We start from the raw sequence: 20,665 nt of genomic DNA on the forward strand, positions 1-20,665 counted from the left end.
TTACCTCTACGCGCTTGAAGAGGGAGTTTTCCCTCCTTTTTTCGATAAATAAAAGGCATGACGCTCATCTCTTAAAGAGCAACATACCTTTTATTCAACATCTATCTATGCTTCCCTCTTGTATTTCTTATCCGCAGCTGACTGCAAAGTTGATTTTTTCTCTGTTATTCCATACCAATAAGCTGCACCAATGAAAACTGCCCCGCCGACAAGATTTCCAAGGGATACCGGAATCAAGTTAGCAGCAAGACCTGCAAAAGTAATTGTTTCCGGATGCGGGATCATTAAAGCAGTTGACAGCACAGTCATATTTGCCACACTATGCTCAAAGCCAGATGTGATAAAAGCGAATAAACACCAGAAAATCATGATGAGCTTTGCTGTTTCATCCTTTAATTTAACAGAGCACCAGACGGCCAGACAGACCAGAATATTACAGAGAATCCCGCGAACAAACAGCTCCATAAATGGTCCGCTCATCTTGGCGCTTGCAGAGGAAATAATGAAATCTGCCGTTCCTCCCGTAGCCAATCCCGAATAAAAGAATAATCCAGCTACAACAATAGACCCGGCAAAGTTGCCAAAATAACTGAATACCCATATCCGCAGCACATCTAAAACCCTTGTTTTCTTTGTTAAAAAGCCAATTGTCATTATCATATTATTTCCCGTAAACAAGTCAGATCCAGCCATAATGACCAGACTCAAAGCAATCCCAAAGGAAACACCCATGACAATCGATGTTCCGGCAAACTCTGTCGGAGCAAGCATCCCGCCGATAGTAAAAATTAAAATAATTCCTAGACCGACAAAAAATCCTGCCAGCATCGTCATGATGAGATATTTGCTTTTACTATGATTCAATTGTTTTACCTTGGAAACAGCTGTGTTACTGAAAGTGGTTATGGTCTCCATCATTTTTTGTTCCTCCTCTTTGCATCCCATTCTATCGCATTCTCAGTCCTACTTCTATCCTGTTTTTCCAGCTTCTCTTTCAACTCTTTGGTAAGTACCAGGCCGGCGTCAGATGTTGAAAGTGCCACTGTCAATTTTTCCTGACTGAGTCCTGCTAAAGCAATAAAATTAGATAGCTCATTTTGACTTGTATCATGGACCCACTGGTTATCTGCCGCACATCGGCAAACATACGCGTTGACTGCTTGATTATCCGTTGCCGCAAAAATGAGATGTGCATTTTTTATGTCTTGTGCTTCAAATTTTTTCTGCTTCCAGACCACATCATGCATTTTAAATAGCTCCTCCCGTATCCCCGGACTGATTACGGTGATTTTGGCTCCTGTTCCTGCCAGTTCTTTTGCCTTACGCAGAGCTGTCTCCCCGCCCCCGATAATTGCCACCCTTTTTCTGTCGAGGTTCATCATCACCGGATACATCTTCTCCATCACACGCTTCCTCCATTCGCTTGATTAACGTTTTTTTCATCAGCTCATCAAATTCTAAGTTTGGGCAAATAACAAAAGTATCCTTTGAAGAGAAAACAATCTGTTCTATTTTTTCAAGCTGCAGACCAGTAAATAACAAATATGGCATCACATAAACTTTTTTATATCGATAAGGAAGAAATTCCAATGTTTCTTCCAGGCTGGGTTTCCCCAGCTGCAGGAATGCTGTATACACCGGAATATCCAATTTCTGCTCAACGCTCTTTCCAATCTGCTGCAGCTCTTGAATAGGCCTGAGATGACTGCTCCCGCCGCCAACAAGCATAATTGCTGTATCCTTTTCATTTTTTTCAGCTCCGATACGTTTCACCACAAGATCAACCATATATGGATGCGCTCCAAACGGCTCCGAGATTTCAAACGAAATAAAGGGATATTTCCTTTGAACCGCACGCAGCTCCTCCGGAATATCCAATTGGTGTTGAATTGCTGAAAAAAGAAGAACAGGCACAATCAAAAACCGCTTTGCCCCATCAGCAATTAACTTTTCCATTGTCTCTGCAATGGTCGGAGCGGTTAATTCCAAAAAAGCTATTTCCTGGTTTGGAGAAGCAACCTCCTCCTTCACAGATTCAATAAATCTCTTAAACTGAGCTTCTCCTTCTTCACAACGGCTTCCATGACCAATATAAACCACTGCATCAAACATGTGTATCCCTCCCATTTATTCGATTTATTTTTGGCTGTATCCGCTTCTCCAGTTTTATAGAATCTTTGTTACATCATGTATTCTAATATTCTCACATTTATCAACCTGCTTTTTAGCAGCGATTACACGTCCCGCCAAGATCATTTCGCTTATTCCTTACATTCTTTATACATTATTAAATCTGTAAAATTATTTGTGAATAAATTCACAAATATAGTTAAAAAAAAGAGACCTTCCAGTTTTTCTTTCCAGAGAATAACTCCCTCACTGTTAGTGTAGCACATTCTATTTTTGAATTGCGTTGATTTTTTGAACAGTTTGTGTCTGGTTTAGTAATGTTGGGTGAATCAGCGGAAAATGCCAGCTGCCAAACAAGCAAGATGCTTCATTCTGATTTCCGGGACACAGATATGTTTAACATCGTGTTTCATATATTCGGCAGGAAAGAAGCATTTCTTCCCTGTCGAAATACAATGCAAATCATCTATTTGCGGATAATAAATACATTCTCATACAGGAACATTTAAGGCCAAAACCCCAGCCATTTCCACCACGTAAAAGCAACAAGAAGCGTTATGAGCGTGCTGGCAAGCGTGGATAATAAACCAGGCAGGTAAAAGTCCTGTTGATTTATCATTCCGGTTCCGTGAACGACAACGTTGGGCATCGTTTCTACAATTAACACATATCCGAATAAAATGGTTAGTGCAGAAGTAAAAGCAATCACTACCGGATCAAGATTTGCCTGAAACGACAGACTGATAAGCACAGGAAGTAATGTAACTACCGCTGTTGATACATTCGTAACCCCTAAATGGTAAAGCTGCGATATTAAAATAACGATAAGTATCGCGAGCCATGGATTCGCAAATATATTTACGATTTGTTCCGAGGTAATCAGCACCTCCAGGATTTCAATGGCTCCGGATTCAATTAAGGCGAAACCTAAAGAGAGCGTTGCTCCAATTAATAGAACTAAATCAAAATTGACACCGACCAGCTTCCGCCATTCTACAAAACCTATTTTAGGCATTGCCATTAAAACGACCGCCATTAAAGCCGGGACGGTGGGGTGATAGCCATGGAGCGGCTCTGTCATCCAGAGAATAACTGTTACCAACAGGATAATCATACATTTCAGTTCTGCACCGTTTATCCTCCCTAATTCTTTCTTTTTCTGTTTCATTTCGTTCGATAAGGTTTCAAAAGAAAAATTTTCAGGCGGGTAGCATTTCCAAACAATATACGGAATAACGATAATTAATAAAGTCCATATTGGAAAAGCATATAACAGCCAGTCTAAATACGATAGGGTGCGCCCTGTATATAATTGTAAAATTTCGATGGTCAAAATATTCCCGATAGCTGCTGTTAAAATGGCTGTCCCGCTGACATTCCCTGCATAAGCTGTTCCTACCAGCATCAGCTTGCTAAAGTTGCTCCCCTTTTTCGCACCTACGGATTTCAAAATAGACAGAACAACTGGTACCATCAGCGAGGCGCGCACTGCAGTTGCAGGTATAAAAAAAGCCTGGATTTGCATAAGTAAAAACAAGCCCATAAAAATCCCTTTAGCTGAAGCTCCCCACTTAGCCAGCAATATGTAAGTAATCCTGTCCATCAAAGAAGTTTCGTTTACTCCTTTGGCAATCATCATGCCAGCCACAATTAAAAATACCGCCGGAGACCCGAAGCCGCTTAAGACAACATCAATGGAGACAGCGTGTAAAAATAGTAATAATACCATGGTAAGAACAGATGTCATTCCAAGCGGAAGGGACTCAAAAGCCCATAACAAAATTCCATACACCATGATGCTGATTGTAGCTTTTGCAGACCAGGGAATCTCTGCCGGCAAAAAAATCAATAAGCCGATAAAAATAATCGTAGATATCAAAAACGTTATAATTTTTCCATTTACATGGATTCGACCTCTTGGTTGGTTCGTTTTTTTCCTGAATAACATAAGAGCAGCCTTCTTTTTATCATTTTAATTTTTCCTATCTCAATGAGCTAAAAACTATTTTAACAGGAAATCCATACCATAACAGTACGGATTTCCAATTTACTAGTCAAGATGAGGCACTGATATCTTCATGTGTCACAGCTTGCCGAGGGTCAGACTTATTAATAAACTTTTGAATACCTATTAATGCAATTGTAAGAATAATCCCAATCACATCTGTCTGAATCCCGGAAAGCATAAACATAATTGCTGCACCTAAAAGAATGATTCGGCTATACCAGCTGGCCGTTTTTCCAAAAAACCATCCCTGAACAGCAGCAGATAATAAATATACTCCTATCAATGCTGTAATAACCGCCAGGATAATGGAGCCGGTTGTCCCGCTTTCCAGCAATAATTCTGGGCTGAAGAAAAACATAAACGGCACAATAAAGGCAGCAAGTCCAATTTTAAATGCTTCTACACTTGTTTTCATAGGATCTGTCCCTGATATACCAGCCGCTGCAAATGCTGCCAGCGCAACTGGCGGTGTAATGGCAGAAATAACAGCATAATAGAAGACAAACATATGTGCAATAATCGGTTCTATTCCTAGATTCACTAATCCCGGGGCAATTACAGAAGCGGCGACAGCATAAGCCGCTGTTGTCGGCATCCCCATGCCTAGAATAATAGAAATGGCCATGGCAAAAATTAAAGCGATAAGAAGATTATTATCTGCTATCGTAAGCAGCATCGAACTAAATCGCTGACCAACCCCCGTTAACGCGATGACACCCACAATAATCCCGGCTGTAGCTACAATGGCAATCAGTTGAATGGCATTTTTCATGCCTAATTCTAGTGCTTCTAAGATCTTCATCAGACCCATTCTATTTTCTTTACTAAATAGACTTAAAATAAAACAAGCCACGATTCCAACAGTACCTGCAAAGATTACAGAAAATCCATTTACTAACAGATAGATTAATAAAACTACTGGCGTAAATAGATAGAATTTCTTCATTAATTTTTTTAAGTTAGGCAGCCGGTCCCGAGATAAACCAACCATTCCACTTTTCACAGCCTGGAAATCTACCATAAAATAAACGGACACAAAATATAAAATCGCTGGAATGGTTGCCGCTATAATAATACTTGAGTAAGGCATTCCAGTAATTTCCGCCATCAAAAATGCGCCAGCTCCCATAATCGGCGGCAGCAGCTGACCCCCTGAGGAGGCAGTTGCTTCTGTTGCTGCGGCAAACATGGGGCGGTATCCAGTCTTTCTCATCAGAGGTATTGTCAAAGATCCAGTCGCAACAACATTACCTGCTGAAGTTCCGTTTATCATCCCCATGAGGCCCGAAGAAACCACAGCAACCTTTGCCGGCCCGCCTCTGAGTCCGCCTGCTATCCTGAAGGCTACATCAATAAAATACTGGCCGACACCAGACATTTGCAAGAATGCGCCAAAGATGATAAAAAGAATAATATATTTGGAGGAGACATCTGTCGTTACCCCAAATACCCCATCTAAACCATATACATATGTTGCGAACCTCTCCAATGAATAACCATTATGATTTAAAATCCCTGGCAAATACGGTCCTGCAAAAGAATACAGAATAAACACAAACGCCAATATAGGTAAAATCCAGCCGCTCGCCCGACGAGTTATTTCTAAAACTAACAATAAACCAAGAGCTGCAACAATAAAGTCCATCGTAGTAGGCGCTACTCCAAACCGAAAGACAAGCTGACTCAAATTGATATAAATATATAAAGCAACGAAAATAGCAACTGCAATAAGCAGCCAATCTATAATAGACACTTTATTTGACTTTGTCTTCCAGCCTTTGTAAAGCATTAAGGCAAGTACTGTGCCAAAAGCCAGATGCGTACTTCGGAATACCCAAGGGTCAATTGGATTAAAATTAAGTATATACAAATGATAGAGTGCTCCAATAACAGCAATAGCTAAAAACAGGTAGCGTACAAATCCAGATAGATTTCGTATCTGCTCTGAAGTTTCTATCTCATCTTCTCCAAGCGTGGTATCTATTTTTTTATTTTCGTTTTCCTCTTTTTTTTCTACCTGCTTTTCACCTTCTTTATTCCAATTTTTTTGTTTTTTCTCTTTTGACATATATTGCCCTCCTTGTTAACACGCCGAAATGATAATATTGAAACTTTATGATAGCTTTTTATTCAAATGGATATTATCTATTGAGCAGGGATATAGGTGGGACTTGGAGGCCCCACCATCCCTTCATGTATATGAAGTACCCTTCTCCCGCTGTTTTATTTAAGCGAATTAACCCTTCCGATAAAACGCTTTCATCCAATTCATCATTGTTTTAAACCTTATTACAATAAAAGCGTGTTTAAGATTTGCTATAACAAAGGCTAGTTATCATTGTGTCAATAAATAAAATTCATATTTTCCTTTTCCTCGCCCGCATTTATTCCCACTCGGGCGGATAAACAGCTTCTGGAAGTTCAATACCAATCTCCTCATAATAGCGAATTGCTCCAGGATGCATCGGATACTCTTCATTTCTCAGAATTGTTTCCGGATCTTCAGATTCTTGAGCTGATGCGTGGGTAGAAATCATTTGATCAATATTCTCATGATATGCTTTCACCAAATCATAGACAAATTCCTCATTCGCATCTTTTTGAACAACACCAAAATTAAACTGAGCTATGGTCTCCTCATCACTATCCAAGGAATCATACGTACCGGCCGGAATGACAAAATCCTCGAAATAAGGCAGTGCTTCTTTTACTGTTTCACGTTCTTCCCCATCGATACCATAAATGTTAATATCCATCTGTGTTTCTACCTCTGTTACCGCAGCAATTGGCATTCCTGCTGAAAAACCAATATGATCTAACTGCCCGTCAAGCATTTGAGATGCTAAATCACTTGCTCCTGCTGCAACCTGTTCACCTGTTTCAATACCAAGCGCATCATAAATCAATGGATTATATGTGCCCGGTGTACCGCCGGAAGGGCCTATACCAACCCGCTCTCCTTCATGTTCTGTAATGCTTGTGACGTCAGAATCTGCGCTGGACCACCAATGGAACGGTGTATCATACATTGGGAAGATAACACGAATATCATCATATTCTTTTTCAGCCCAATCCCCCTCATTATAATATCCTTCAAACAATGGTCCGGTTGTAACCATGCCAAGTTGAACATCGTCCACATCCAAAAGTTGAATATTGTGTACTGGTCCGCCTGTTACTTCTACATTTGACGTAACATCCAGATGATTTTCCAGCAATGTAGCTAAGCCGCCTCCCCAAATGTAATAGGTTCCGCCTTGTGAAGCTGTCCCAATAGTTACCGTAGATGGATAATCTTTTTCTTCAAACTCTCCATTATCTTCTCCACTTGCTTCTTCATCCCCACATGCCGCTAAAAATATAAGTCCTAATATAAATGCGAATAGATATAGCTTTTTTAAACCTTTCATAAGAAATCCCCCTTATATTTTTAAATATTCTGTCAAAAAAACTCAAAAATCTGGCTGTCGTACTTCTTCATTATCAGCTAACTCCAAGGTACTACGAAATAAATTTTCCAACTTAATTTTATTCCGCTTTGAAATCCAGTTCTAGAAAATCTAAGGATCAGATGGCGGTCTCTAAGAAGGCGTCCTTTACTTAAACTGCATGTTCAAAAAACTGCCCGCAGGTAATAGGTCTTTTTGATTAACTTCTTCAAACATTTCGACATTCTTCATCATGCAAATGGTATTCTATTAACTTCCCCCTTTATTCATACCTAAAATAGAATTGATGATATAAAGCGCTTACATTATTATAGGAAATATTTTCGGGATATTGTAGAACTGGATACAATTAATTGTAGAGCATAATAACTATTTTGTAAACTATTTTTAGAATTATTTGTTTTTATTAACTTAACTTGAAAATCTTATTATAGCACCGTTTGATATGCCTTCATCCTTTCATGAAATTAAAATCAATTTCTTTTACATATCAATTCATGGACCATTTCAATCATTCGGTTATATAATTCGAAATCTCTATTAAATTATTATCCGGATCTCGAATGTAAGAAGAAGTTATCGCTCCTAAAGCTCCTGTTCTTTTTACCGGACCTTCTTCAACTATCACTTCATAACTCTTCAAATGCTCTATCACATCTGAAATCGGCACATCGGTGATAAAACATAAATCAGCCGAGCCAGGCATAGGGGTTTTTGCTTTTGGTTCAAATTCTTTACCAGCTTCATGCAGATTTATTTTCTGTCCCCCAAAACGCAGTGCTTTTCTTCCCTCTCCAAATGTAATAACTTCCATTCCTAGAACCTGGCTGTAAAATGCACAGGTTTTATCCATATTCTTTACAGTCAGCACTAAATGATCTAATTTAGAAATTTTCATTGCATCCTTCTTTTTTTCTATTTAAATACATGCTTCAAGAGCAGCTAAAGATTTCCTGGCCAATTAAACCGACTAACGCCAAATCATTCGGCACTGCTTTTAAATGCAGCTTGTGATTCCTTATACCAATCCCTTCCCTCTGCATCATTAATAACCATACAAGGGAAATCTTCTACTTCTAATTTCCGGATTGCTTCCGTACCTAAGTCTTCATATGCTACTAATTCAACAGCTCGGATGCGCTTGGCTAATAAAGCTCCTGATCCGCCTATTGCGGCAAAGTAAACAGCCTGTTTAGCAGAAATCGCATCTATCACTTCCTGACTGCGGTAACCCTTTCCAACCATTCCTTTTAATCCTTTTTCAAGCAAAAATGGTGTATACTTATCCATCCTGCTGCTAGTTGTCGGTCCGGCCGCCCCAATAACTTCTCCCTCTCGTGCCGGAGTCGGGCCAACATAGTAAATAACCTGATTGGTTAAATCTACAGGAAGTTTTTCTCCCTTCTCCAATTGCTCTGCCATCCGTTTATGTGCAGCATCTCTCGCAGTAAAAATGGTGCCGGTTAGCAATACCTGATCCCCGGCCTGCAGTGATTGGATGATTGTTTCATCTTGAAATGGCACACGTATTTTTTTCGGAACCATACGCTCCCTCCTAAGTAAAAATAACGAATCAGATAACCAAATGCTTATGTCTGCTTGCATGGCAATTTAAATTAACAGCGACTGGCAAAGCAGCAATATGACAAGGGGCTGTTTCAATCTTTACATCTAATGTCGTTGTATTGCCGCCTAACCCTTGAGGTCCGATTCCTAATGCATTAATCGATTGAATTAATTCTTCTTCCAATTGAGCAATTTCTCTCTCCGTATGCCGTTCTCCAACTGGTTTAAATAAAGACTTTTTAGCCAGATACGCACAGCTTTCAAAATTTCCGCCAATGCCAATCCCTACCACTAAAGGCGGACAAGCATTCGGCCCGGCATGCTTTACCGTATCCAGAATAAAGTTTTTTACTCCCTCCAGCCCATCACTTGGTGTAAGCATTTTAAGTGCACTCATATTTTCTGCTCCGCCGCCTTTCGCAGTCATTTGAATTTCTAATTTGTCTCCTTCTGTTAATTCAATATGAATCACAGCAGGTGTATTGTCTCCCGTATTTTTTCTGCTTAAAGGGTCATCCACAATCGAATACCGCAAGTACCCCTCTTCATACCCTTGTTTAACCCCTTCATTAATTGCCTGATATAAGCTGCCGCCTGCAATATGACAATCCTGTCCAAGCTTTACAATAAATACGGAAACGCCCGTGTCCTGACACATTGGAACACGATTTTCACTGGCAATATTGGCATTTTCAATTAATTGTGTCAGCACACCTTTACCTATATCTGAGGATTCTGTTTGAACTGCTTGCTCAAACGCCTGGATAACATCCTGCCCTAAATCATAATTCGCTTCCTGACAGAGCTCTTTTACACGATCAACAATCTCTTGGTAATGAATTTGTCTCAAGAGCAAGCCACTCCTTTTTATTTTCAATCCGGTTTCGCATCATTTCGCTGTCCTTTTTAATGGATTTATTTCACTTTTGCGAATTCAAATAGATGCTCTATCGATTCAGCATTCTCTAATTGTAATAGGTTAGTGGATAGAACATGCTGCTCGTTCTCTGTTAAATCCGTTGTCAGGGACCGAAATTTCTCTAGAATCTCATCTACAGATAATTTATTCTCCGGATCTCCTTTTGGAAAGTCGATTTCCTTTTGAATCTTTTCTCCAGAGGTTAAATTCACTTCTGCGATAGCTCCCCATTTTTCAGGATAATGATTTTGAATATCCTCATCTACGCTTACCTCAATACGTTGCATCAGAGCACGAATCGCTTCATCCCAAAGGGCGTCTTCATTAAACGTATCAACACTTCCCTTGCCTTTCAGCAAACTTACAGCTGTACAGAATTGCATGCTGAATTTAGAAGCATATATCGTATCTGGTTCAGGATTATCTGTAATATCGATGGCTGCCTGATATGTTTTGACACGGATACTCTCTACATCCTCCAAACGAATATGCCGTTCTTTAGCCAAATCTATCATTAAATCCATCACATGATGTGTGTGCCTGCAGGAAGCATGGACCTTAAAGGAATTTTCTAAGATTTTAAATTCCTCTCCCAGCCTCTCTGTTACGTTTGAAAGGGTATATACCTCACTCATCGCTTCAAAAAAACCACGTTTGCCTTCTAAAATCTGACTAGCTCCAGTAAAGTTTTTTTCTGCCAAAAGCGCACTAATGACACCATTCATTGCAGCTTTTCCTGGATGCAGCTGCTTTGACATCGCTCCATCCTCTATAAATTCCCATAAACCGGCAGCCTGTGTTCCTGCACTTCCAAGCGCATGAATAATTTGCTTTTTATCTAATCCCAGTAATTTGGCTGCCGCCGCTGCTGCGCCAAATGTCCCGCACGTTGCGGTATTATGCCAATAATAGTAATGAGACGGAGTGACAGCTTCACCGATCCGGTAGCATACTTCATAGCCGATCACGATAGATTCAATAACATCTTTGCCAGAAAGATTTTTCCATTCCGCTACTGCTAATGCAGACGGGATGACAACTGTAGCTGCATGAATAATAGAGGCTTTATGAATATCGTCCTGCTCCATGATGTGACTTGCCGCTCCGTTCAATAATGCTGCATGCGTTACTGATGTTTCTCCACCTGTTATTAAAGAAGCCTGAGGCGTTCCTCCAAGTTCTTTTACCAATTCATCGATTTTTTGCACGGGATATTGGCTTGCTCCTGCAATCGCAGACGAAAAGTAATCTATGATGCATAGCTTGGTAAATTCAACCACTTCCTTTGGCAAATCCTCATAATCTGTATCAATAATATAGTCTGCAAGTTTTTCGCTTAATCCCACAGGAATAACCTCCTACTTTTTTATTTATCACACTTACTATTCAAAAAAAGGGGTTAATATGACCTCGGCATTCCAAGCACATGCTGTCCAAGGTAAGCGAGAATCAGATTATTGTTCACCGGGGCTACCTGATACATCCGCGTCTCCCTGAATTTACGCTCGACATCATATTCATCAACAAAACCGTTTCCTCCGAATGTATTGATGCAAACATTTGCTGCTTCCCAGCTTGCTTCACTGGACAAGAGCTTTGCCATATTGGCTTCTTCTCCGCAGACTTCGCCGGAATCAAATTTTTCTGCAGCTTCATAACGCAGGAGATCAGCTGCTTTAATAGATGCATAGGCACGTGCAATCGGAAATTGAACACCCTGATTCTGGCCGATTTTTCTGTCAAAGACTTCCCGTTCGTTTGCATAATCTACCGCTTTATCAATGAAAAAGTAACCGTCTCCAATCGTTTCTGCAGCAAGCAGAATTCGTTCTGCATTCATCCCGTCAAGTACGTATTTAAAACCTTTTCCTTCTTCCCCGATAATACAGTCATGCGGAACCTTCATCTCCTTATACCATACCTTATTGGTGGCGTAGTTGAACATGGTACGCACAGGTTCAACGACAAAGGAATCGGGCTGATTTTCTCTGACTTCACGTAAATCGACTAAAAAGAGGCTGATTCCATTTGATTTTTTATCTACCTGCCCGAGTGGCGTTGTTCTGGCTAATACGAGTATTAAATCAGATTGTAAAACACGGCTGGTCCAGTTTTTATGGCCCGTAATCACGTAGCCGTCCTCTGTTTTTTCAGCGAAGGTTTTGATTCCGGTCGTATTCGATCCTGCTTCCGGCTCGGTTATGGAAAAAGCCTGTAACCGAAGTTCTCCTTTGGCAATCCCAGGCAAGTATCTTTCCTTCTGATCCGGGCTTCCATGTCTTAATAATGCTCCCATCGTATACATCTGCGCATGACAAGCAGCTGCATGCCCGCCGGCCCGATGGATTTCTTCCAAAATAATGGTTGCTTCAGCAATCCCATATCCTTTTCCGCCATACTCCTGAGGAATCAATACGGATAAATAGCCTTCTTTGGTTAAGGCATCTACAAATTCATGCGGGTATTCATGAGGGACATCTAATTTTCTCCAATAAGCGTTTCCGAAAGATTCGCATAATTCACGTACAGATTCTCTTAATTCTTGTCGTTCTGTTTCATTCAATTGAATCGGCTTATCTGTTTGTTTTGCATCAATCATTCCGAACATCTCCTTTATACTTTTACACACTATCGAAACGCAGCTGTTCTATTTCTCCATACTTACTATTTGTTTTGCAGTTCTTTTTCCAGTACCTGTTCCAATAATTTATTCTCCCTTATCGGGGCAGAATCCTTTTTATAAATCATAAATGTTCGTTTAAATGTAATCACAACTTCTCCCCTTTGGTTATAACCGCTTGTTTTAACATTGACAATGCCAACATTGGGCCGGGATTTCGATTCACGTTTATCCTGCACTTCCGAATAGGAATAAATCGTATCTCCCTCAAACACCGGATTAGGCAGACGAACTTCATCCCAGCCTAAGTTTGCCATGGCATTCTGGGAGAGATCCGTCACAGACTGTCCTGTTACCAAAGCTATGGTAAATGTAGAATCGACTAGCGGTTTTCCAAATTCAGTCTGCTCCGAATAATAATCATCAAAATGAATCGGGTTTGTATTCTGTGTCAATAAGGTCATATAAATATTATCTGTTTTTGTTACCGTTCTTCCTAATGGATGCGAATAAATATCTCCTACTTCAAAATCCTCATAAAATCTGCCTTTCCAGCCTTCCTTTATACTCATTGTTATTCCTCCATTTTATTATATTTTTGATTGTGCCAATCCCAGCTCTTCTAAAATAGCTTCGGTATGCTCGCCAAGGTCTGGTATCGGATTCATCACATAATCTATTCCAGCCATAGTCACCGGCGGTTTTAGTGCAGCAATTTCTCCTTGCGGTGTCTGGACCTGCTTCCAACGCTTACGTGCTGTCAGCTGTGGATGCGCGAAGAAATCCTTCATCGTATTTAACCGTGCATTGGCTATTTTGGCCTCTTCTACCCTTTCAATAATTTGATCGGATGTAAATGCTTCAAACTTTGCTTCAATAATCTGTTTTAATTCGTCTTTGTTTGTTGACCGATCCGTATTTGTAATAAATCTAGCGTCTTCACTTAAAGCGGAATCTTCTAAAACAAACTCGCAAAAGCGCTTCCATTCTCTTTCATTTTGTAATCCGATAAATACAGTTTTGTTATCTCCGCATAGAAATGGTCCATACGGATAAATCGTTGCGTGGCTGGCTCCGGACCGTTGAGGCTCTTTTCCGCCATATGCCGCATAATAAGCAGGATAGCCCATCCACTCGCCAAGTGCTTCAAGCATCGATACCTCCATAACAGTTCCTTTTCCTGTTTTCATCCGATTAAATAAAGCAGTCAGAACGCCCGTATAGGCATACATTCCAGCAGCAATATCCGCGATTGAAATCCCCGCTTTTGACGGTGTTTCTTCACTGCCAGTTATTGAAACAAGTCCCGCCTCACATTGAACCAAGAGGTCATATGCTTTCTTCTGCTCATAAGTACCGCCTTTTCCATATCCTGATATACTGCACACAATCAATTCGGGATGCTTCGCAGTTAACTCTTCCGGTGCAAAGCCCATTCTTTCAATTGCTCCAGGAGCTAAATTTTGAATCAATACATCCGCTTTTTCTATTAAACTGCTAAGTATCTCTTTTCCTTCATCTGATTTCAAATCAAGCTCCATTGACTCTTTTGAACGGTTGCACCAAACAAAATGGCTGGACATTCCATTCACCGTAGAATCATAGCCCCTGGCAAAGTCCCCGACATCCGGTCTTTCTATTTTAATGACTCTCGCTCCTAAATCTGCCAATTGCCTCGTAGCAAATGGAGCGGCGATTGCCTGCTCTAAAGCAACAACGGTGATTCCTTCTAATGGCAACATATCCTTCTCCCCCATTTCAAAAACATTCGTTCATTACATGTCAGCATGTGATAGTACCTTTCTTGCCCGTTCAACCACGGGAGCGTCAATCATCTTTCCATCTATCTCAAGCGCACCTTTTCCATTTTTTAAAGATTCTCCATACAAAGCAATAATTTTTTCTGCTTCTTTCACCTGCTCACGTGTAGGTGAAAAAGCATGATGTACAGGCGCAATTTGTTTTGGATGAATAAGCAGCTTCCCTTGGAATCCAGCACACTTTGCACGTTCCGTTTCCTTTTCTAATCCTGCTTCATCTTTAAAATCGACAAAAACAGAATCAACCGGCGGTTCTTTTCCCGCCGCTTTGGAAGCAATCACCAGCTGTGTTCGGGCATACATTAAATTTTCTCCCATTTCCCCTGCATCGATATGAAGGTCAAGCATAAAATCCTCCGCTCCGAAACAGAGACATAAAATCCGATTACTCGCACAGACGATTTCTTGGACATTCTGAATTCCGGAAGCGGTTTCAATTAATGGTACGATAGCAAGCGAGCCTTGTTCTAAACCATACTTTTCCTCCATTTGTCCAAGCAAATAAGCTGCGATGATAATATCGTGTTGATTATTCACTTTAGGCAGAACGATTCCAGAAAGATTCTCTGCGATAATTCCATCTAAGTCTTCTATAAAATAGGGTGTAGTTAAATCATTCACACGTACAAAATTCACTTGGTGACTTATCTTACAAATTGCTTCTTTCACTTTTTGTCTGGCTATTACTTTTTCATTCACTGGTACAGCATCTTCCAAATCATAAATAATCACATCGGCCTGCAAATCCTTTACTTTGTTCAGATTTTTTTCTTGATTCCCCGGAACAAATAGCCAAGATCTGTACATCAGAATCTCTCCTTTCCACGTATGTTTCATGGGAACTAATAAATAAGCATTTTCCAGATTGGATATTGGATACAATTTAATAATAATATATACAATGCTTTCTGTAAATGTATTTTTTGATTTTTTTAAAATTTAAGTCTATGTTAACGACTCCCTATACTCTCTTATTCAAGCATACCTGTAATTTTCAGCAATAAGAAATTCAAGTCTGATTATGTATACGGGACAGAACAGAGTTAAACTTTTTCGTTCATCTATCCTTTAACGCTGCTTCTGTCCCTGCTTTTATCATGATATATGCGATAAACTAAATAGATTTTTTTAATGACAACCTTTTTACCACGGAGAAGAACAAAAACTCCCACTGAATGAAGTTTCGTTTTATGGAAACTTCATTATATCTTAATAATAATTCTGGATGACTCCCCTTTCGCCAGCTTATCAAATCCTTCATTTATCTCTTCCAGCTTAATAATATCAGTAAGCAATTTATCAACCGGCAGCCTCCCTTGATTAAATAAGCGAATATAATTCGGAATATCCCGATCTGGAACACAGCTTCCTACATAGGATCCTTTAATACTTTTTTCTTCTGCAGTTAAACTCACATACGGAAAGGAAAAATGATGGTCCGGATGCGGTAATCCTGTTGTAACTGTCGTTCCGCCGCGTTTTGTTATTCCATAAGCCACCTCCATCGCCGGAACGGCTCCAGCAGTTTCAAATGCAAAATCCAGTCCACCATTCGTTGCTTCACGGATCTGTTCGATGACATCAGGGTCCTTCGAATTAAATGTATCCGTTGCACCCAGCTCCTTCGCTTGTTTTAATTTGGATTCATTGATATCTACAGCAACCACTCTGCTCGCACCTGCAGAGATTGCTCCCAGCAAAGCACTTAATCCAATTCCTCCAAGACCAATAATCGCAACAGTACTCCCTAATTTAATATTAGCCGTATTGACAACAGCACCCACGCCGGTAATCACAGCACAACCAAATAGTGCTAGTTTCTCAAAAGGAATCTCTTTAGGGACTTTAATTAATGAATTTCTTGATACGACGGCATATTCGGCAAAAGCGGATACGCCAACATGATGATGGATGGTTTCTTCCTTTTCGTGCATGCGAATTCCTCCGCCAATCAAGGTTCCTGCTGTATTGGATTCCGCTCCAGGTTCACATAATGCCGGACGGCCTTCCTTACAAGGGATACAGTGGCCACAGCTGGGGACGAAGACACAGACGATATGATCCCCTGCTTCTAAATCTGTTACCCCTTCTCCTGCTTCTACAACAACACCGGACGCTTCATGCCCCAGCGCCATCGGCAATGGTCTTGGTCTGCTGCCGTTAATAACCGATAAATCAGAGTGACAAAGGCTGGCCGCTTTTATTTGAATCAATACTTCTCCTAATTCTGGAGCATCTAATTCGACCGTTTCAATTTTAATTGGTTTGCTTTCTGCATAGGGTGTTTCAGCTCCAGAGGTTCGTAACACTGCTGTTTTCACATTCATGATTATCTACCCCTCATTCTATTTTTGTAAATTAGAACATTATATAGTTGTTCGATGCATCCGCGGGTATTGATAAGCCAATCATAAATACTAAAATCAATAGAGCTTTATACCAACAAATTTTGTATCCAGCATGTCTTCTATCGCATATTTAATTCCTTCTTTTCCAATCCCGCTATCTTTGATGCCTCCGTATGGCATATGGTCATAACGCCTGACGGATACTTCATTAATCCAGACTCCTCCTGTTTCAATGGCATCCGCCATACGCATGGCACGGTTGATATCACGTGTAAATACGCCGGCATGCAGCCCTAAATCCGTATCATTTGCATAGGCAACGACTTCTTCTTCCGTAGAAAAGGGAATGACACTTACAATTGGAGCAAAGACTTCCATGCAAACGACCTTCATATTGGGAGTAGTGCTTCCAATGATTGTCGGCTCTAAAACTGCTCCTTTTCGATGTCCTCCGGTTAATAATGCCGCGCCTTGTGCCACAGCTTCTTCTATCCACGACTGTGCCCGTTCTGCTGCTTCTTCTGTAATCATCGGGCCTAATTCTGTCGACTCTTCACGTGGATCGCCAAGCTTTAGAGCTTCTGCTGCTGCAACTAATTTTTCTGTAAATGCCTGATAGACACTGTCGTGGACATACACCCTCTGTGCAGAAACACATGCCTGACCGGCAAAGGTATAACCGCCTTGCAGGATGGATTGGACAGCAATATCTAAATCCCCATCCTCAAAAATAATATTGGGAGCATTGGATCCTAATTCAAGTGTTACTTTTTTCTTTTTCGCCATTTCGTGAATTTTCCAGCCGACTGCTCCGCTTCCCGTAAACGTCACTTTTTTTACATCCTTATGGGTTACCAGCGGTTCTACAAGCTGCTGTCCCGGCCCCATCACAATATTCAACGCCCCTTTCGGCAGCCCTGCCTCTTCCAATACGTGATAAAGCATCATCGAAGATAACGGTGTTTTTTCTGCTGGTTTAAGAACGACTGTATTCCCGGCTGCTATGGCAGGTGCAATCTTATGAAGCGCAAGATTTAATGGAAAGTTAAAGGGAGTAATTGCTGCAACTACCCCTAGCGGTACACGCTTTGTGATCCCGATTTGATGTTCTCCGCCGATGGCACTATCCATTGGAATCTGTTCACCATAAATCGACTTTGCCCCTTCTGATGCAAAGCGCAGCACTTGAATCGCCCGAATAACCTCCCCGCGGCTTTCGTTGATTGGTTTCCCAGCCTCCAGCGTCAATATATCAGCAAATGCTCCTTCTTGTTCTTCCAAGCGTTCAGCAGCTTTCCGCAAAATAGCAGAGCGTTCATGTGCCGGCATCTTCTTCATAATTTGAACAAAAGTCTGCTGTGCAGTATCAATGGCGTCATGCACATCCTCTGTGGTTGCACATGCTATTTTTCCAATAACCTCCCCATTATATGGATTGGTTACAGCCAGTTCTTCTCTTTCTCCATTTCTTTCTTCTCCATTAATGATGGACCCGGTAATATTTTCATGGATATCAATCATCGTCGTCCCCTCCTTGCCATGCTTTCATAAACAAGCCTCATGACGTTGCTGCATACAGGTCATAAGGCTGTTTATTCTGATTATCGATTACTCATAAAATCCTTCTGTCGATTTTACAAACTCCCTAAATTGCTTGGCATCATGCCCAAACCAGACCTGAGAATTTGTCCTTTCCGCATATTTTCTAATTTTTTCTACCGCATTTAAATATCCGATTGAATCATAAATAATTCCTGGCGGCTTTACAGGAGGACCAAAGCTTTCCGAGGTATAGACTGCATCGGAAGCTAAAATAATTCCTCCCTCACCCGGTAATTCTACATGCAGGCCAAGCAAGCCCCATGCATGTCCGGGACCAAAGTTCAGAATTTTAACCCCTTTCGCCAGCTCCAGTTCATCTTCATTCGGCATAACCGTTTTCCATTTTAAATCATTGGTAATCCAGGCATTGATATCTGCCCAAATGTAAGCTCCCATGTCTTTGGTCATCGCATACTGCTTCATGGTTTTCGAGAGCTCTGTGTCATGGACGATAATGGTTGCATTTGTAAATAATTCCAAACACCCTGCATGGTCTAAATGTAAATGCGAAGCAACTACATATTTAATATCCTCCGGGCGGGTGTTCAATTGTTCTAACCGGTTGATTAAATAGCAGGATTCATCCTGAAAGGACGGAAACATTTTTTGCACGCCCTCCGGCCAGCGCCCCTCTTCTCCCATACCGTCCGGATTACATCCCGTGTCAAACAGGATTTTACCTTCCGGATGATCAATTAACACTGCATATACTGGAAATTCCACAAACTCGGCTGGCGGACTGGGATTATCCACGCTTGCCGGATTGTGCATGGCAATCATATAATTTTTATCCATTTTCATGGTGCCTGTGTCCAAAACAAATAACTTTGGTTTACTCATAAGTCACCCTCCATGTGTTAAATAGATTTTTATTTCTCACCTGATTCTGTTGACTGTTAAAACCAAAATCCAGACGCATAACCCAGCAGTACATTTATATTTAGCCGCTATCACCACCCATAATAATGGTTCCTCTCGTTACCTCTCTTGCTGCCGATTTATCCAATGCTGTTTTAATATCTTCTAATGTAAACGCGGCATCCAGCAATTTATCAAAAGGATATATATCCTTTGTCTGTGAAAGAAATAGCAGAGCCTTACTTAAATACCAAGGGTTATACCTGACAACAGGGATAATCTGAATCGATTTTCTGGTTAGCAGACCTGGATCAAACTCGACCAGCTTTCCAGGTGTTATATTTCCAATCGTGACATATTTACCTCCTGGTCTGATAAAGTGGATACCTTCTGCAAAGGCGGCAGGAACGCCGGCGACTTCTAAAGCAACATCAGCTCCTATTCCATTGGTTAAATCTAAAATAGCATTCGTTCGGTCTTCCACCGTCTCATAGTCATTTATATTTATTGTATAATCCGCTCCAAATTTCTTTGCCTGCTGTAATCTGCTCTCTACTCCATCTATCACAATCACCGTTGCTCCCCGTTCTTTTGCAACAGCTGCCGCATTTAAACCAAGTCCTCCAGCCCCTTGAATGACAATCGATTGATTAAAGGAAATACCAGACTTATCTAAGCCAAAATAAACCTGCGATAAGGCACAGTTGGCACTTGCAGCTGCGGCATCGGATACATCGTCAGGGACTTTATAAAAATACTGATTCGGATGAATATAATAATGGGACGCGAATGTACCATGGAAATGCGGCATTGCCTCTGGCTGCATATTCCAGAAATCATAGGCATGCTCACATAAATGAAAGTGTCCCTCCCGGCAGGCAGCGCATTTTAGACACGTAATATAATAGGCGGAAACAATACGGTCACCTATTTTTACGGGACTGCCTGCATAATCCGTTTCCACGCCTTCTCCAAGCGCATATACTTCCCCAACCATTTCATGCCCGAGCACGCCCCGTTTCTTCGTCGGATGCAGCCCTTTCCATATATGCAATTCAGAACCACAGATATTGGACCGCCGTACCTTTAATAAAACCGCTCCTTTCTCTACCTTTGGAAGCTTATATTCCTTATAGCTTAACTTTTCCGGCTCTTCCATCACAGCTACTCTTCCGTATTGCTCCTCCGATTCCTGTCCCATTATTCATATCCTCCTTTGTAATAGATGAATTTACTTCATAACTGCTAATAAAACAGGTATTCCATTTTTTGAAGCGCTTTCATTTACAAACAACAAAACTTTTTGGATATTGTAACTTTGGATACAATTAAATTCTATGATATA

18 protein-coding genes are annotated in these 20,665 nt (G+C 40.9%); all 18 read right to left on the reverse strand.

What is annotated here, in order from left to right; all coding sequences use genetic code 11:
- Positions 1-105: 105 nt before the first annotated feature.
- Positions 106-918 carry a formate/nitrite transporter family protein gene (locus tag ACZSMY_RS11220; protein ID WP_042530469.1) on the reverse strand — a complete coding sequence of 271 codons (813 nt, stop codon included), beginning with the start codon at positions 916-918 and terminating at the stop codon, positions 106-108.
- Entirely contained in the window at positions 915-1,403 is a 489-nt protein-coding gene (locus ACZSMY_RS11225) for a precorrin-2 dehydrogenase/sirohydrochlorin ferrochelatase family protein (protein ID WP_084612863.1), read from the reverse strand. The genes ACZSMY_RS11220 and ACZSMY_RS11225 overlap by 4 nt, the downstream gene beginning before the upstream one ends.
- Positions 1,321-2,112, reverse strand: a complete 792-nt coding sequence (locus tag ACZSMY_RS11230) for a sirohydrochlorin chelatase (protein WP_084612862.1) — start codon at positions 2,110-2,112, stop codon at positions 1,321-1,323. The genes ACZSMY_RS11225 and ACZSMY_RS11230 overlap by 83 nt, the downstream gene beginning before the upstream one ends.
- A gap of 523 nt (positions 2,113-2,635) precedes the next feature.
- Entirely contained in the window at positions 2,636-4,078 is a 1,443-nt protein-coding gene (locus tag ACZSMY_RS11235; RefSeq protein ID WP_042530467.1) for an SLC13 family permease, read from the reverse strand.
- 106 nt (positions 4,079-4,184) lie between these two features.
- Positions 4,185-6,206 carry a TRAP transporter permease gene (locus ACZSMY_RS11240; protein ID WP_084612861.1) on the reverse strand — a complete coding sequence of 674 codons (2,022 nt, stop codon included), beginning with the start codon at positions 6,204-6,206 and terminating at the stop codon, positions 4,185-4,187.
- 316 nt (positions 6,207-6,522) lie between these two features.
- Positions 6,523-7,548 carry a TAXI family TRAP transporter solute-binding subunit gene (locus ACZSMY_RS11245; RefSeq protein ID WP_042530465.1) on the reverse strand — a complete coding sequence of 342 codons (1,026 nt, stop codon included), beginning with the start codon at positions 7,546-7,548 and terminating at the stop codon, positions 6,523-6,525.
- A 550-nt stretch (positions 7,549-8,098) separates the two neighbouring features.
- The gene (locus ACZSMY_RS11250) at positions 8,099-8,485 is read right to left on the reverse strand and encodes a VOC family protein (RefSeq protein WP_042530463.1); all 387 of its coding nucleotides are present in this window, start codon (positions 8,483-8,485) and stop codon (positions 8,099-8,101) included.
- Between the two features lie 83 nt (positions 8,486-8,568).
- Positions 8,569-9,132 carry a Fe-S-containing hydro-lyase gene (locus tag ACZSMY_RS11255; protein WP_256704967.1) on the reverse strand — a complete coding sequence of 188 codons (564 nt, stop codon included), beginning with the start codon at positions 9,130-9,132 and terminating at the stop codon, positions 8,569-8,571.
- Between the two features lie 28 nt (positions 9,133-9,160).
- Entirely contained in the window at positions 9,161-10,003 is an 843-nt protein-coding gene (locus tag ACZSMY_RS11260) for a fumarate hydratase (protein ID WP_339233693.1), read from the reverse strand.
- Positions 10,004-10,068: 65 nt separating this feature from the next.
- Entirely contained in the window at positions 10,069-11,418 is a 1,350-nt protein-coding gene (locus ACZSMY_RS11265; RefSeq protein ID WP_341173159.1) for an MmgE/PrpD family protein, read from the reverse strand.
- A 53-nt stretch (positions 11,419-11,471) separates the two neighbouring features.
- A complete protein-coding gene (locus ACZSMY_RS11270; RefSeq protein WP_465147786.1) occupies positions 11,472-12,671 on the reverse strand; it encodes an acyl-CoA dehydrogenase family protein in 1,200 nt (399 codons plus the stop codon).
- A 65-nt stretch (positions 12,672-12,736) separates the two neighbouring features.
- Positions 12,737-13,264 (reverse strand): MaoC family dehydratase, encoded by a 528-nt coding sequence (locus ACZSMY_RS11275; RefSeq protein WP_193063515.1) that lies wholly within the window; start codon positions 13,262-13,264, stop codon positions 12,737-12,739.
- 18 nt (positions 13,265-13,282) lie between these two features.
- Complete coding sequence (locus ACZSMY_RS11280; RefSeq protein WP_332094376.1) at positions 13,283-14,434, reverse strand: CaiB/BaiF CoA transferase family protein; 1,152 nt, start codon at positions 14,432-14,434, stop codon at positions 13,283-13,285.
- Positions 14,435-14,467: 33 nt separating this feature from the next.
- Positions 14,468-15,319, reverse strand: coding sequence for an HpcH/HpaI aldolase/citrate lyase family protein (locus tag ACZSMY_RS11285; RefSeq protein ID WP_052484925.1), 852 nt, complete (start codon positions 15,317-15,319; stop codon positions 14,468-14,470).
- A gap of 395 nt (positions 15,320-15,714) precedes the next feature.
- The gene (locus tag ACZSMY_RS11290) at positions 15,715-16,839 is read right to left on the reverse strand and encodes a zinc-dependent alcohol dehydrogenase family protein (protein ID WP_042530449.1); all 1,125 of its coding nucleotides are present in this window, start codon (positions 16,837-16,839) and stop codon (positions 15,715-15,717) included.
- Between the two features lie 96 nt (positions 16,840-16,935).
- Positions 16,936-18,381: an aldehyde dehydrogenase family protein gene (locus ACZSMY_RS11295; RefSeq protein WP_042530447.1), complete on the reverse strand. Its 1,446-nt coding sequence runs from the start codon at positions 18,379-18,381 to the stop codon at positions 16,936-16,938.
- Between the two features lie 87 nt (positions 18,382-18,468).
- Positions 18,469-19,302 carry an AhlS family quorum-quenching N-acyl homoserine lactonase gene (gene ahlS, locus ACZSMY_RS11300; RefSeq protein ID WP_042530445.1) on the reverse strand — a complete coding sequence of 278 codons (834 nt, stop codon included), beginning with the start codon at positions 19,300-19,302 and terminating at the stop codon, positions 18,469-18,471.
- 100 nt (positions 19,303-19,402) lie between these two features.
- Positions 19,403-20,521: a zinc-binding dehydrogenase gene (locus tag ACZSMY_RS11305; protein WP_084612858.1), complete on the reverse strand. Its 1,119-nt coding sequence runs from the start codon at positions 20,519-20,521 to the stop codon at positions 19,403-19,405.
- Between the last annotated feature and the right edge of the window lie 144 nt (positions 20,522-20,665).

The organism is Oceanobacillus sp. B139/18, from assembly GCF_055524595.1.

Bases quoted from the DNA above. Each gene is read 5' to 3' on its own strand.
- ACZSMY_RS11220 (WP_042530469.1), bottom strand. From the start codon at position 918: ATGATGGAGACCATAACCACTTTCAGTAACACAGCTGTTTCCAAGGTA.
- ACZSMY_RS11225 (WP_084612863.1), bottom strand. From the start codon at position 1,403: ATGGAGAAGATGTATCCGGTGATGATGAACCTCGACAGAAAAAGGGTG.
- ACZSMY_RS11230 (WP_084612862.1), bottom strand. From the start codon at position 2,112: ATGTTTGATGCAGTGGTTTATATTGGTCATGGAAGCCGTTGTGAAGAA.
- ACZSMY_RS11235 (WP_042530467.1), bottom strand. From the start codon at position 4,078: ATGTTATTCAGGAAAAAAACGAACCAACCAAGAGGTCGAATCCATGTA.
- ACZSMY_RS11240 (WP_084612861.1), bottom strand. From the start codon at position 6,206: ATGTCAAAAGAGAAAAAACAAAAAAATTGGAATAAAGAAGGTGAAAAG.
- ACZSMY_RS11245 (WP_042530465.1), bottom strand. From the start codon at position 7,548: ATGAAAGGTTTAAAAAAGCTATATCTATTCGCATTTATATTAGGACTT.
- ACZSMY_RS11250 (WP_042530463.1), bottom strand. From the start codon at position 8,485: ATGAAAATTTCTAAATTAGATCATTTAGTGCTGACTGTAAAGAATATG.
- ACZSMY_RS11255 (WP_256704967.1), bottom strand. From the start codon at position 9,132: ATGGTTCCGAAAAAAATACGTGTGCCATTTCAAGATGAAACAATCATC.
- ACZSMY_RS11270 (WP_465147786.1), bottom strand. From the start codon at position 12,671: ATGATTGATGCAAAACAAACAGATAAGCCGATTCAATTGAATGAAACA.
- ACZSMY_RS11275 (WP_193063515.1), bottom strand. From the start codon at position 13,264: ATGAGTATAAAGGAAGGCTGGAAAGGCAGATTTTATGAGGATTTTGAA.
- ACZSMY_RS11280 (WP_332094376.1), bottom strand. From the start codon at position 14,434: ATGTTGCCATTAGAAGGAATCACCGTTGTTGCTTTAGAGCAGGCAATC.
- ACZSMY_RS11285 (WP_052484925.1), bottom strand. From the start codon at position 15,319: ATGTACAGATCTTGGCTATTTGTTCCGGGGAATCAAGAAAAAAATCTG.
- ACZSMY_RS11290 (WP_042530449.1), bottom strand. From the start codon at position 16,839: ATGAATGTGAAAACAGCAGTGTTACGAACCTCTGGAGCTGAAACACCC.
- ACZSMY_RS11295 (WP_042530447.1), bottom strand. From the start codon at position 18,381: ATGATTGATATCCATGAAAATATTACCGGGTCCATCATTAATGGAGAA.
- ahlS (WP_042530445.1), bottom strand. From the start codon at position 19,302: ATGAGTAAACCAAAGTTATTTGTTTTGGACACAGGCACCATGAAAATG.
- ACZSMY_RS11305 (WP_084612858.1), bottom strand. From the start codon at position 20,521: ATGGGACAGGAATCGGAGGAGCAATACGGAAGAGTAGCTGTGATGGAA.